Origin of the sequence: Deinococcus sp. (genome assembly GCF_018260555.1) — a bacterium.
Taxonomy (GTDB): domain Bacteria; phylum Deinococcota; class Deinococci; order Deinococcales; family Deinococcaceae; genus Deinococcus.
In genome coordinates, this window is record NZ_JAGLBB010000038.1 from 18,718 (window position 1) to 32,277 (window position 13,560).

Annotated in this window: 12 protein-coding genes; 2 read left to right on the forward strand and 10 right to left on the reverse strand. The window is 69.9% G+C overall.

Annotated features, from left to right (window positions below; all coding sequences use genetic code 11):
• Positions 1-50: 50 nt before the first annotated feature.
• Complete coding sequence (locus tag QZ271_RS08850) at positions 51-2,507, forward strand: phenylalanine--tRNA ligase subunit beta (protein ID WP_291430619.1); 2,457 nt, start codon at positions 51-53, stop codon at positions 2,505-2,507.
• A gap of 64 nt (positions 2,508-2,571) precedes the next feature.
• Here the strand turns inward: QZ271_RS08850 and QZ271_RS08855 are convergent, their stop codons facing one another.
• From QZ271_RS08855 to QZ271_RS08865, 3 genes are all read right to left on the reverse strand, one after another.
• Positions 2,572-3,480, reverse strand: coding sequence for an NUDIX domain-containing protein (locus tag QZ271_RS08855; protein WP_291430621.1), 909 nt, complete (start codon positions 3,478-3,480; stop codon positions 2,572-2,574).
• Positions 3,481-3,807: 327 nt separating this feature from the next.
• Positions 3,808-4,134, reverse strand: a complete 327-nt coding sequence (locus QZ271_RS08860) for a hypothetical protein (RefSeq protein WP_291430623.1) — start codon at positions 4,132-4,134, stop codon at positions 3,808-3,810.
• Between the two features lie 33 nt (positions 4,135-4,167).
• Complete coding sequence (locus QZ271_RS08865) at positions 4,168-4,662, reverse strand: NUDIX domain-containing protein (RefSeq protein WP_291430624.1); 495 nt, start codon at positions 4,660-4,662, stop codon at positions 4,168-4,170.
• 40 nt (positions 4,663-4,702) lie between these two features.
• On the opposite strand from QZ271_RS08865, the gene QZ271_RS08870 reads away from it, so the two are divergent.
• Positions 4,703-5,965, forward strand: coding sequence for an aminotransferase class V-fold PLP-dependent enzyme (locus QZ271_RS08870; RefSeq protein ID WP_291430626.1), 1,263 nt, complete (start codon positions 4,703-4,705; stop codon positions 5,963-5,965).
• A 197-nt stretch (positions 5,966-6,162) separates the two neighbouring features.
• Here the strand turns inward: QZ271_RS08870 and QZ271_RS08875 are convergent, their stop codons facing one another.
• The 7 genes from QZ271_RS08875 to QZ271_RS08905 form a co-directional block, all read right to left on the reverse strand.
• Complete coding sequence (locus QZ271_RS08875) at positions 6,163-6,753, reverse strand: TM2 domain-containing protein (protein WP_291430627.1); 591 nt, start codon at positions 6,751-6,753, stop codon at positions 6,163-6,165.
• 132 nt (positions 6,754-6,885) lie between these two features.
• Positions 6,886-7,719 (reverse strand): methyltransferase domain-containing protein, encoded by an 834-nt coding sequence (locus QZ271_RS08880; RefSeq protein WP_291430629.1) that lies wholly within the window; start codon positions 7,717-7,719, stop codon positions 6,886-6,888.
• Positions 7,720-7,933: 214 nt separating this feature from the next.
• Positions 7,934-8,563, reverse strand: coding sequence for a hypothetical protein (locus QZ271_RS08885; RefSeq protein WP_291430631.1), 630 nt, complete (start codon positions 8,561-8,563; stop codon positions 7,934-7,936).
• 46 nt (positions 8,564-8,609) lie between these two features.
• A complete protein-coding gene (locus QZ271_RS08890; RefSeq protein ID WP_291430634.1) occupies positions 8,610-10,007 on the reverse strand; it encodes a nicotinate phosphoribosyltransferase in 1,398 nt (465 codons plus the stop codon).
• Positions 10,008-10,269: 262 nt separating this feature from the next.
• The gene (locus QZ271_RS08895; protein WP_291430636.1) at positions 10,270-11,202 is read right to left on the reverse strand and encodes a leucine-rich repeat domain-containing protein; all 933 of its coding nucleotides are present in this window, start codon (positions 11,200-11,202) and stop codon (positions 10,270-10,272) included.
• 107 nt (positions 11,203-11,309) lie between these two features.
• The gene (locus tag QZ271_RS08900; RefSeq protein WP_291430638.1) at positions 11,310-12,176 is read right to left on the reverse strand and encodes an SDR family oxidoreductase; all 867 of its coding nucleotides are present in this window, start codon (positions 12,174-12,176) and stop codon (positions 11,310-11,312) included.
• Between the two features lie 99 nt (positions 12,177-12,275).
• Positions 12,276-13,019, reverse strand: a complete 744-nt coding sequence (locus tag QZ271_RS08905; RefSeq protein WP_291430639.1) for an enoyl-CoA hydratase-related protein — start codon at positions 13,017-13,019, stop codon at positions 12,276-12,278.
• Positions 13,020-13,560 lie beyond the last annotated feature (541 nt).

A 13,560-nucleotide genomic window follows, 5' to 3' on the forward strand; every position in this document is an offset into this window, starting at 1 on the left:
GGGAGGGGGTGAACCGCAGTGTCCCCCCGACCAACTCAAGAGGTGACTCAATGAAAATTCCGTATTCGTGGTTAAAGGAACTGGTGCCGGGTCTGCCGGTCGTGTCGGAGTTGGAGCCGATCCTGGCGGAGCTGGGCTTGCCGCTGGAGGGCGTGGAGGAGGTCGCGGCGCCGCCGGCCGGGGTGCTGCTGGTGGCGGTGAGGGCGGCCGAGGCGATGCCGGGCACGCAGTTGACGCGCCTGACGCTGGACGCCGGTGAGCACGGCGAGCGGGTGATCGCGTCGGGTGCCGCGAACGCGGTGGGGCTGCCGGCGGGGACGATGCTGGCGCTGGTGTCGCCGGGCACGGAACTGGGCGGCCTGACGTACGGCGTGCGGGCCTTGCAGGGCGTGGAGTCGTGGGGCATGGCGGCCAGCGCGAAGGAACTGGGCCTGGGCGAGAGCGGCGCGGGCCTGATGCTGTTCCCGGCCGGGACGGCGAAACCGGGCACGCCGATGCGGGAGCTGTGGGCGGCGGATCACGTGCTGGATGTGGAGGTCACGCCGAACCGGGCGGACGTGCTGAGCGCGCTGGGTCTGGCGCGGGACCTGGCGGCGTTCCTGCAACTGGAGCTCGTGCAGCCCCCGGCCGGTCCGGAGGCGTTGGGGGACGGTGAGATCCGGGTGTCCCTGCCGCCCAAGGGCGTCCGCATCGAGCGGGACCCGACGCAGAAGCTGCGTTTCGGGTGCGACCGTTTCGTGGCGCGCACGGTCAGTGGCCTGCGCAACGGCCCGGCGCCGCTGTGGATGCAGCGCCGCTTGAACCTGTCCGGGATGCGTTCTGTTGACCTGATCGTGGACACCAGCAATTACGTGATGCTGGAACTGGGCCAGCCGACCGCGCTGTACGACCGGCGGGACGTGCGGGGCGATCAGATTCTCGTGGCGTTCGGGTTGCGTCAGGGCGAGCGGGTGCGGGACCTGATGGGCGGCGAGCACGAGGTGGGCCCCGAGGACCTGCTGATCCTGGACGGCGCGCAGCCGGGGGTGTCCACGGTCGCGCAGGCCTTCGCGGCCCCGAACGGGCCGGGCGCGGGCGATACGGTGCTGGGCATTGCGGGCATCATGGGCGGCGACCACGGGCACGTGCGGGCCGACACGACGAACGTGGTGATCGAGGTCGCGCACTTCGACCCGGTCCTGCTGCGCCGCACGAGCACGAGGTTGGGCCTGAAGACCGACGCCGCGTACCGCTACGAGCGTGGCGTGGACCCCCTGCTGCCGGGGCGTGCGGCGGCGCGCGTGGTGGGCCTGCTGGGCGACGCGGGCGGGCAGGTGCACCCCGGCGCGACCGTTGTGGGCGAGCCCGAGATTCCGGGCCGGATCGAGGCGACGGGCGAGAGAATCCGCGCGCTGCTGGGCATGGCCGTGGACACGGACGAGATGCGCGCCGTCCTCACCCGCCTGGGGTGCGTCGTGGAAGGGGAGGGTGACGCCCTGAGCGTCCTGCCGCCCTCGTGGCGGGTGGACATGGCGATCTGGCAGGACCTGGCCGAGGAGGTCGCGCGCCTGCACGGGTTCGTGCACCTGCCCGAACGCCTCCCCACCCTGCGCGTGCATGAGAGCAACGTCGGCGCCGAGAGGGAAGGCGTGGCCCGCGCGACCCTGCGCCGCACCCTGGCGGGTGTCGGCGCGCAGGAGGTCGTGACGTACACCTTCACCAGCGACGAGGAAGCGCACAAGGCCCGCACGGAGCGGCCCGGCGTGCGCCTGCGCAACCCCCTGACCGCCGACCGGACCGGCATGCGCACCGCGCTGTACCCCAGCCTCGTGAAGGCCGCGCAGGCCCACGCGAAGGGCGACCGCATGCTGATCTTCGAGATGGGCCGCGTCTTCCCGCAGAGCGGTGAGACCGAACGCGTGGGCCTCCTGATGCGCGGCCCGCTGGCACCCCGCACCGATCAGCCGGGCGTCGCCGGGGACTTCCGGGCGTTCAAGGGCCTCGTGGAATCCCTGGCGGGCACCCTGGGGGCCAGCTTCGAACTGCGCCAGTTGCGCGGCGCCGCCGTGCCGCCCGCCCTGCACCCCGGCATCGCGGGCGAGGTCGTCTGGAACGGGCAGAGCGTCGGCTGGCTCGGCGCGCTGCACCCCGAGATCGCCCAGGCGTTCGGCCTGAAAGGCGACACCTTCCTGATGGAGGCCGCGCTGCCCCTGCCGGGCCGCGAGTGGGCGTTCCGTGACCCCAGCCGCGCGCCCGCCGCGTGGCGCGACCTCGCCGTCATCACCCCCGCCAGTGTGAGCTACGGCGAGATCGCCGCCCTGCTGCGCGCCCACGGCGGCACGCTACTGGAAAGCGTGGAACCCTTCGACGTGTTCACCGGCGAGCAGATCGGCGCGGGCAACCGCTCGGTCGCCGTGCGCCTCGTCTTCCGCGGCGACAGGACCCTCACCGACGCCGAGGTGGACCCCGTCATGGACCAACTCATGACGGCCGTGCGCGCGCAGGGTTGGAGCATCCGCGAGAAGTGACCCCCCACCCCCTTCAGAGGGAAGGTAGAAGGAGGCCAGGGCCATGCGCTCTGGCCTCCTCTGATCACTGGTCTGGGGTGTCCCCGTGCGCGCGCCACCAGCGGAGGTTTGCGCGGATCAGCTCGCCGCTGAGTTCCTCATCGCCCGGCAGGTCATCTCGGCTGAACCAGCCGACCTCCAGCACCTCGCCGTCCTGGGGGGTGAGGGTGCCGGTGACGCCGTGGGAGCGGTACAGGACAGAGACGTTGTCGATGACGTGTCCGTTGGGGTACGTGAAGCGGTACTCGGGTCCGGCGAACATGTGCAGCGGGTCCAGGTGGGCGGCGCACAGGCCGGTCTCCTCGAACAGTTCGCGGGCGGCCGTCCCCGCGAAGGTCTCGCCGGGTTCCAGGCTGCCGCCGGGGAGCGTCCACAGGCGGGTGTGCCCGTGCCGCAGCAGCAGGAGGCGGCCGCTATCGTCGGTGACGAGGACGTTCGAGCCGGGCGCGAACCAGGGGTGCGGGCCGATCACGCGCCGCAAGTCCATCAGGAAATTCCCGACTGGTGGCGCGGGCGGCGTGGGGGCCAGCGGCAGGGGCGGCAGGCCCGCGCGGGCGCGCAGGACGTTCATGCTGGCGCGGTTGGCGTTGTTACTCAGGTCCGGCAGGGCGCCAAGCGGAAACCACCGCAGTTCCAGCGTCTCGCCGCTGCTGTCGGGTGCGGCCCCGACCAGTGCGGCGGCGGGGAGCGTGCCGTGCGCGCGCATTCCGATGATGTAGATCTCATGGCCGTTCGGGTAGCGGTGGAACAACTCCGGGCCGTCCTGCAAGCCCTCGGGCAGCGGCAGCAGGCTCAGGTCCGGGCAGATCAGGCCGGTCTCCTCGAACAGTTCGCGCCGGGCGCCGCTCAGGAAGTCCTCGCCGGGTTCGAGTGCGCCGCCGGGTTCGCTCCACAGGCCGTCATCGCCGCGCCGTTGCAGCAGCACCCGGCCCACGCTCGTCCTGGATCAGCGCGCCCGCCGACGCGGCCATCAGGGGACGGTTGCCCCACACGGCCCGCAGTTGCATCAGGGTCACGCCCAGCCCCGCGCCGGGAATTCCGGCACGCCCAGCCCGTCGGCCGCCTCGGCGGGCAGCATTTCGGCCATCAGGCCCCAGTCCATGTCTTCCATGCGCATGCACCACGTGAGCGCACCGCCCACGCCTGCACCGCCGCGAACAGGGCAGGCCGGAGCAGGGGACAGGACAGAACACGGGCCAGGACAGAACAGGGGGCAGGCCGGAGCACCTGCCCCGGGGCCTGCCCCTCCGTCTGCCCGCGTTCAGGGGCGCTGGCGGGCGATTTCCTTGAGGTCCTTCTCGGCCGTGCGGTAATCCGTCTCGACGAGTTTGCCGTTCTTCACGTAGCGGAACTTCACCTGATCGCCCGGCTGCAGGTTCATGTCACTTCCGTCGGCCAGCGGGCCGAAGGCGGTCACGACAGCCTTACCGTTGAAGGTCAGGGCGGCGTTCACGGTGCCGCCGATCCTGTCCAGGGCGTTTGGGGCGCTCATGGCCTTCTCGCTGATTTCCAGGTTGCTCAGGTCGCGCAGGTACACGCTCAGTTCGGCCTTGTGGCTGGGAATGTCCAGCGTGCCGGTCGCACCCATGCTGACCCCCGCCGGGGGCGATTCCGCGCCCGTTCAGGGCAGGTCGCTCAGGCCATGTTCTCGGCGCAGGAGGTTCAGGCTCGCGACATTGATCGCGCCGCTCAGGGGCGGCAGGTCCGTCAGCGGGAACCAGGCGAGGGCCAGTGTTTCGCCGCTCTCGTCAGGCGCGGCGAGGTCCAGCGCGGCGGCGCTGAGAGTGCCGCGCGTGCGCAGGCCCACCTGGTAGCGCTCGCCGCGTGGGGTGCTGACGCGGTAGGCGGGGCCGTCGATCAGGGCGTCCGGGAGGGGGAGCAGGTGCAGGTCCGGGCAGATCAGGCCGGTCTCCTCGAACAGTTCGCGCTGCGCGGCCTGCAAGAAGCTCTCGCCGGGGTTCAGGTGCCCGCCGGGCGTGCCCCACAGGCCGTCGTCGCCCCGGCGTTGCAGCAGCACGCGCCCGTGCTCATCCTGAATGAGGACGCTGACGCCCACGGACAGCGTGGCGGCCGGGCGGGCCGGGAGGATGGTGAAGGGGTCGGGTGGACCGGACATGCCCGGCACCCTAGCGCGGCGCGCGGCGTAGCGTGAAGGCATGACCGACACGCCCCGCCCGGCCGCCCACCCCGCCGAACCCTGGAGTTACGAGACGACTGCCGTGCAGAGCAGCATTCCGCGCGGGCTGGGGCAGACCATCGGCCTGCCGATTCACGCGGCCGCCGCGTTCCAGTTCGACACGCTGGAAGAAGCGCAGAGCGAATTTCAGTACAACACGGGCCTCAGTTACGCGCGCCTTCAGAACCCGACCGTGCGGGCGCTCGAGGAGCGACTGACCACCCTGGAGGGCGGCGCGGCCACTGTCGCCGTGGCGAGTGGGCAGGCGGCCACCCTGACTGCGATTCTCAGCGTGTGTCGCGCGGGCGATCACGTGGTGTCGGCGTCCAGTCTGTTCGGCGGGACGACCGGGATGCTGGGTAACATCCTGCCGCTGATGGGGATTACGGCCACGCTGGTCGAGAACACCCCGGACGCCGTGCGGGCCGCCATGCGGGAGAACACCCGCCTCGTGTGGGCCGAGATGATCAGCAACCCCGCCGGGGATATCGCGGACATCCGCGCGTTCGCGGACATTGCGCACGCGAGCGGAGCGCTTGTGGCCATCGACAACACCTGCGGCGGCGCTGGCTTCCTGGCGCGGCCACTCGCGCACGGCGCGGACATCGTCAGCCAGTCCCTGACCAAGTGGGCGGGCGGGCACGGCAGCGTGCTGGGCGGCGCGGTCACGGTCGGCACCGGGCACGACCTGACGCGCAATCCCATCTACACGGACGGCGGCGCTCAGAGCGTCCTGAGCGTGCGCGGCGACGCGGCCCTCGCGTGGCGGCAACGCTGGTTCGGCGCGCACCAGCTGGGCATGACGCTGGCCCCGCACAGCGCATTCCTGATCGCGCAGGGCCTGGAAACGCTGGCGCTACGCCTGCAGCGCGAGAGTGAGACCGCGCTGGCCCTGGCGCAGTGGCTCGAAGCGCACCCGCGCGTCGGGAAGGTCAGTTACCCCGGCCTGAGCAGCCACCCGCACCACCACCTGGCCCAGACGTACCTGCGCGGCGGGCAGGGCGCGGTCCTGACCTTCGAGGTGCCGGACCCCAGCGCGTTCCTGTCGCGCGTGCGGGTGCTGCGCATCGCCCCGAACCTGGGGGACGTGCGCACCCTGGTCGTGCATCCCTGGACGACCACGCACGCCCGCGTGCCCGAGGCCGCCCGCCACGCCGCCGGTGTCACGCCCCTGACCATCCGCATGAGCGTGGGCGTCGAGGCCCTGGCCGACCTGAAAGCGGACATCGAGCAGGCACTGTAACCCCGTTCGTGCGGCTCCGTACCGCAAAGGGGCGTGCGTTGTTGCTACTCGCGTCTGCTCGGATTGATTCAGAAGTGCGCCGAATCAACCGGAAGCCGTGTCAGGTCCGCAGCTTCCTTCCACTGCGGTGACATGAACCCCGCACCCTCACCCTGAAGCGGTTCATGAAGCGCCCCCCTGGGCGCAGGGGCAGCCCGTTACAGCCAGGCTTTCTGGCCCTGGATGTACTCGCGAGCGAAATCCGCGTCACTTTTGGTCAGGTAGATGATGCCCTCGACCAGTCCCAGCAGGCCCACGGCGCCGCTGACCAGTGAGGCCAGCGGCAACGTGATGACCAGCCCCAAGCCCAGCGTCAAGGCGCCCAGCATGAACGCCACGATCCACACGCCCACGTTCACGCCCAGCATGATCGCGCCGGGCGTGGTGTTCCCCAGGTAGAACTTGTGCACGCCCAGGCTGCCCAGGAAGATCCCCAGCAGCCCCGCGATCAGCTTCTTCTGCGCCACGTCCTCGCGGCCCAGCGGCTGCGGCACCTGCGGCCACGCCGACTCTCCGAACGCGTCCGGGTTGGAAGCGGGTGGCGTGCCCTGCGGCGCGCTCAGGCCCGGCTGCGCCGCCGGTTTACTCACGGACGGCGGTGCTGTGGGGGCCGGAGTGACCGGGGGAATGCGCAGGTCCTGGGTACGCACGTCATCCGGTCCGCTCGTGCCCGCGCGGCCCAGCACTTCATCCACCCACGACGGCGCGTTGCCCGGCGTGCTCGTCCCGTCCTTTTCCGGTCTGGTCATGCCCCCACAGTACGCCCGGGGGGACCGTCGTTCATCCTCCGAAAGTGACCCTCCAGAAGTGACCCTCCAGAAGTGACCCTCCAGAAGTGACCCACCAAAAGTAACTGGGTGCTGCGCGCTGATCGGTGCCGTTCAGGGCCGCACGCCGCGCGCCATGATCACCGGCAACGGCACCGTCAGTGGCCCCCGCAGGAACAGCGGCGCGAGGTCCAGTCCGCAGTGCTGCGCCGCGATCTGCGCCCGCACGGACGGCGCGAAGCCCGCCAGCGGCTGCCCCTCCAGGCCCGCTGCGATCTCGTCCCAGCGGTCCCCCACGCACGCCACGGTATACGGCAACTCGGTGCGGTCCACCTGCACGTTCCCCAATCCCGCGCCCAGCAGCAGGTCCCGCGCGGCCTCCGGCGTGGGAATGCGGCCCAGCGGCGGGAACCCCGGCGTGACCCCGTGCGACTCCAGTCGCGCCCGCCACAAGCCCGGCAGTTCGCCCAGCAGGCCCCGCCCGAACGACGAGAACACCACCGACCCGCCCGGCCGCAGCACCCGCCGCCACTCGCGCAGCGCCGCGCCCATGTCCGGCATGAAGAACAGCCCCGACGCGCACACCACCACGTCGAACGACCCATCCGGGAACGGCAGGTGCGCCGCGTCCCCCACCACGAACCGCGCGAATGGCGCACGCCGCCGCGCGACCTCCACCATGCCCGCCGACAGGTCCAGGCCCACCACGGACCCACCCGCGCTGCCCGGCCCAGCCCCCATCTGCCCGGCCCGCACCTGCCCGGCCAGGGCCAGGGCCACGCCGCCCGTCCCGGTCATCACGTCCAGCGCCGCCTGTCCCGGCCGCGCGCCCACCCGGTCCGCCACGAACGCCGCCACCCGCGCCAGGAACCCCAGCCGGTCGTACCCGCCGGCCAGCGCGTCGAACTGCTGCCGGTTACGGTCCTCCCACCCCTGCGGTGTCGTCATGCCCTACCTTAATACCGACTTCGCTCCACTGCGCCACAGTCGGGAAGGCACCGCCCGCGGCTCCATACCGCGAAGTGCGTGTATTGTTCCTCCTCGCGTCCGCTCGGATTGATTCGGGATTGCACCGATCAACCGGAATACGTATGATCCGGCCTCCGGCGCAACAGGGTCACAGCTCACAGGGTCACAGGTCACAGGGTCGCAGCTCACAGGGTCAAGGCGCCTCTCCTCCGATCCGCGTCAGCACGGCCACCTGCCGTGCCAGCGCCGTGAGCGTCCACGCGGCTTCCGGCTCGCTCCACCCGTCCCGGCACACGTCTGCCCGGCTCAGGAATCCCTGCTGTGCCAGCCCCAGCAGCGCAGAGGCGAACTCCTGCCGGGACAGGCCCGCCACTGTCGCCGTGCCGTTCACGGGCAGGCGGTCCCCGAACGGGTCAATCGGGTCGAGCAGGTCAAAGAGACCCACGAACACCCGCAACTCCCGGTCGGACAGACCCTCGATCACGCGCATGGTCTGGAATTTGTCCGGCGCGGGCGGCGGAAAAGCCAGCACGCAGCCTGCCAGCGCCCGCGCAATGAAGCGCAGTTTGTCCTCGGACTCCGCGACCTCTGCCGCGCGCACCGCCTGCACCACGTTCGCCTGGAACGCCCCGGACCGCAGGTACGCGTGATCCACGGCCCCCTCAACCCCATGCAGCGCGCCGAACTCGGCCTGCACATGCACGGCCAGCCGCGCCGCCTGCCGCTCGCTGGCGGAAGCGAACCAGTCTGAAAGCGACCCGGAGGGCAGCCCCAGCGGTTCCAGGGACTGAAGGGCCGGGAGGAGGGGGGTGAGGGCGTTCATGTCAGCGGGTCCGAATCATGTTTCGGGGCCACTGCTCTGCGCAGACTCACCCGCGTCCCCTGATCGTCTCCAGCGTATCCCGCACCAGCAGTTCTCCGTCGCGGTACACGGTGCGCAGCAGCGAGCCGGGGAAGTTGGTCTCAAACGTCTTGTAGGCTTTCGTGACCATGCGGCCCCCTTCTTCCACCAGGTCGAGCACGCCGTCTTTGCTGCGTTTGCCGGGGTCGGTGACGGGGTCTTTGTAGATGCCCCGGTAGGCGCCGTCGATCAGGCCGGCGCTGGCCTTGTACGCGAAGCGCTGGGTGTCCCGGTCGACTTTCTGGAGGAGTGCACCGCCCATGCCGAAAGACACGTTCTCGGCGCTGTAGCCGTCCACGTCGAGGTTCCCGAGGATCTGGCGGATGGTGTGTTCGTCGATGCCGTCGCCCTGGATGACGCGCACGTGGTTCAGGACCTTGTAGCCTTTGCTGTTGGTGGTGGTGCCGTAGCGGGCGGCCAGGGCGTTCACGGCGAGGCGCACCATGGCGGGCGGTTCGCCGCTGTCGGGCCGGACGACCAGGGTGCCGCCCGCGTCGATGACCTGCTGCCTCAACAGGTCGCCCCACAGGTGGTTGATGGCGTTCTTGAGGTCGTAGGAGTCGCTGACGACGGCGTACACGCTGCCGGGGCGGCTGAAACGCTCGATCATGTTGCGGTAGGCGTCGGCCTCGTGTTCCTTGCCCCAGCTGGTGATGGTGCTGTGCTCGGCGGCGGGAATACTGAAGCCCGCGAGGTCGCTGTCGTAGTGGTTACGCCCGACCCGCAGGGCCTCGAGGGTGTCGCTGCCCTGGAAGTTGATCAGGTGCGCGAGGCCCCCGATGCCCGCGCTCTCGCGGCTGCTCACGCCCCTGGAACCGAAGTCGTGGAGTTTGAAGGGGAGTTCCTGGGCGGCGCGGTCACTGGTCTTTTCCAGCGCGGCGCGGATGATCTCGCGGATGAAGTAGCTCTGCGTGGCGACGGTGGTGGGGTACCACACGCGCATCAGCATGGTCTCGAACCAGCCGGGCAGCCACGGCAGGTGCGGGTCGGTGTTCGTGCAGGTCATCAGGACGTTGTGGATGGGCACCAGCGTGCCTTCCGGGACGGCGCGGATCTCCAGGGGCAGGCGGCCGCCGTGCTCGTTCACGATCCGCATCCAGCCCTCAAAAGGGAAGGGCTCGCCGTGCGCTTCGATCAGGGTGCGGGCCTCCTCGACCATGTCGGCGGTGACGCGGCGGGTCAGGGAGCGGTCGAGGATGTACTGCAATCCGAAAAAGCGGGTCTGCGGGTACTTGCCGCCGCGTGATTCCAGGTAGGAAAAGAGGCGGGTGGTGCCCTGCGGGTACTGGAGAAAGTGGCTGCTCTTGTAGCTGTCGGTGTCGAGGATCAGGTTGTCGTCGCTGAGGGGGGTGCGGGTGGTGGTCATGGGGTGCCTCCTATGGTGACGCCTTGTCTTGACTCATAATCCGAACATCTACTATGAAAACGATGAGAAACCGAGCCTGGACCGCGAGAATGGGGCCTCCAACCGCAGCTCCCTGCGCACGTACACCCTGTTGCCGCACCAGCGACCCTGCCCTGTGCCTGACCGGGCAGGCCTTTCATCTTCCTTCATTCACCACTACCCCCAGGTCACACGGCCCCCGGTACAAGGCTGAGCAAACCTTTCACCGGTACGGGCAGTTCCGCTACAGGTACACCTGACAGCCCCGCGCCATCAGGATGTCGAAGGCGCCGGGCAGGTGTTCGATGCGGTTCCAGCGCAGGTCGAGTTTCCGCAGGGCGGGTAGGTGCGCCAGCGCCCCGGGCAGGGTGGTCAGGTGGTTGGCGCGCAGGTCGAGGGTGTGCAGGGCGCTCAGGTCGCCTAGCGTGTCCGGAACGTGCGTCAACGCATTGAACCGCAGGTTCAGGGTGGTCAGGCGCGGCAACTGCCCCAGCGAGCCCGGCAGTTCCGTCAGCGCGTTCCCCTGGAGGTCCAGCACCTCCAGCGCCCCACACCCGCCCAGACTGGCGGGTAGCGTAGTCAGGCGGGCGTTCATGACGTGCAGCTCCCGCAGCCCACCCAGCGCCCCGAGGCTGTCTGGCAGGGCTTCGAGCGGATTGCCGTACAGCCGCAGCTCCGTCAGGGCGCTCAGGTCGCCCAGCCAGTCCGGCAGGCGCGTCAGGGCGTTATCCGTGACATTCAGGTACGTCAGCGTGCGCAGGTGCCGCATGGACTCCGGCAGCTCCGTCAGCCGGTTGTGGCTCAGGTACAGGAACGCCAGCCGCTCCAGCCCCCCAAAGGCGTCCGGTAGGGCCCCGAGCTCGTTGTGCCCCAGGTCCAGCATCCGTAACTCGCGCAGGTCGCCCAGCGCGTCCGGCAGTCTCCGGAACAGATTGGCAGACAGATTGAGCGTCCGCAACCCGCCGCGCGTCCACACCCAGTCCGGGACGCCCGTCAGCGCGTTGTCGTACACGCTGAAAACCGTCATGCCCGGCGCGGCCTCCCGCCCCGGCAGCCCACTCAGGCCCAGGCCGTCCAGATTCACGCCCCGCACCCCCGACCAGTCCGGCAGGGCCAGCAGCGCCGCCCCCCGGACTTCGGAAAGATGCTGGTGAGTGGGCAGCGGGGCAGCAGACATGCCCGCAGCGTACCGGGCGCGGGCATGGTCGGGAGGCTCAGGTGAGGTGGCTCAGACGGATTCCGGGTTGAAGTGGGCTGCAACCACCGCTCAGCCCGGAGTCCGGATCAGTCCTTCCCTGGCAGGGCGAGGCCCATCTGCTGGTACATCTGGTACTGGGGGGCGCCGCCGAGCATGTTCTGGCCGCCGTCGACGGGCAGGATGACGCCCGTGACGTAGCTGGCGGCGTCACTGACGAGGAACAGGGCGGCGTTGGCGATGTCCTGGGGGATGCCGAAGCGGCCCAGGGGCACGGTGCTCATGACCTGGTGGCGGGTCTTCTCGTCGGGGGCGAGGCGGGCCATGCCCTCAGTGCCGTCGATGGGGCCGGGAATGATGGCGTTCACGCGAATGCCGCGCAGGCCCCATTCGACGGCGAGGGTGCGGGTCAGGGCGTCCACGCCCGCCTTGGCCGCCACGACGTGCGCCTGCATGGGCACGGGAATCCCGTAGGCGCTGATGCTCAGGATGTTCCCGCCGGGAGTGCTCAGGTGGGGCGCACAGGCCTTGATGGTGTGGTACGTGCCGAGCAGGTCGATCTCGACGACGGTCCTGAACCCGTTGGGGCTGATGCCGTCCACGGGTGCGGGAAAGTTCCCGGCCGCTCCGGCGATAACGATGTCGAACGGGCCGAAGGTTTCGGCGGCCTGCGCGGCGGCGGCCTGCATGGCGGCCATATCGCGCACGTCGGCGCTGACGCCGAGGGCCTGCCCGCCCGCGTCGATGATGCCCTGAGCGGCCGTCTGGGCCTTTTCCAGGTTGCGGCCCAGGAGGGTGACCCGGCAGCCGTGCGCGGCGAAGCTCCGGGCAACGCCGAGGTTGATGCCGCTGCCGCCGCCCGTGATCAGGGCGTGCTTACCGGCCAGCAGGTCGGGGCGGAAGGTGCTGTCAGCGGTGCCGGGTTGCAGGGTGCCGAGGATGGGGGTCTGGGTCATGTGGGGTCTCCTTGGGTGGGGGAAAGGGATCGGGGGTGGTGGGCTGGAATGAAGACCCGAGCCCGTGTTCCTTGAGGGCCGTGTTCCTTGAGGGCCCGGTTACTTGAGGGCCCTGGCGAGACCTTCGGCCGTCATGTGCTGGGCGTTCCAGGTGACGGCCCCGGCGAGGCTCTGCGCGTGGGGCAGATCGTCTTGCAGGGTGCGTTTGGTGCCTTCCAGAGCGCGGGGCGGGAGCGTGGCGAGGGACGCGGCGAGTTCGTCGGCCCGGGCGAACAGCGCGGCCGGGTCGGGCAGCAGTTCGGTGATCAGCCCCCAGCGTTCGGCGGTCGGGGCGTCGATAGGCTGGCCGGTCAGGGCGAGGTGCGCGGCGCGGCCCCGGCCGATCAGGTGCGGCAGGCGTTGCAGGCCGCCCAGGTCGGCGGTGATCCCGAGGCGCACTTCGGGCAGGCTGAAGCGGGCGCCTTCGCTGGCGATGCGGATGTCGCAGGCGCTGACCAGTTCCAGTCCCGCCCCGATGCACCAGCCGTGCACGGCCGCGATCACCGGGATAGGCAGCGCGGCAAGCCCCTCGATGGCGGCGTGCATGTCGGCCACCACGGCCCGGAACGCCTCGCGGTTCCCGAGGGCGGGGGTGATGGTGGCGGCGCTGGCTTTCACGTCCAGTCCGGCGCTGAACAGGTCCTCGCCGCGCACGATCAGGGCGCGGGCGCCGCGGCCATGCAGGGAAGCCAGGACCTGCGGGACTTCCAGCCAGAAGGCGGGTCCCATGGTGCCCTTCTTGCTGATGATGGTCAGGGTGGCGACCTCACCCGCCTGGGTGAGCCTTACGCTCTGAAATGTCATGACGTCCACTGTACCGCTTTCAGCTGAACCCGGTTCAGTCTACCCGTCAGTCTAGCGGGGCGCCCGGTTGGCGGTCCGGACGGGCGCGCGCGTCGGGGCCGTCCAGGTCGGCTCTATTGGCCCGCTCATATGGATTCCGGTTGATTCGGTGCGGTTCTGAGCCAATCCGAGCGGACGCGAGCAGGAACAGAAGACGCCCCTTCGCGGCAAGGAGCGGCAGCCTGTATCAGTAGGCAGTGTTGGTAACCGGGCACCCTGAGAGGGCCTTAACAATCCAACCGGAGTCCGTATCGTACGAACTCCGGTGAAGGTGTTTGCAAAAGGTGTGAATCCGAGCGGAGGCAGACAGCAGCCCCGCAAAGCGAGCAGGGGAGCAACGGGTTCCAGGCGTGGCATTGACCACCCGGCGCTTCGACGGATTGTCACGCAGACAGGCGACTGCGCCTGACTAAGTACACTGCGTTTACTGACATCTTTCAGTTCTAAGCCACATGCTGGCGAGTGCCGTCCCAGACGGCTAAAATCCGTTCCATTTCTCTTT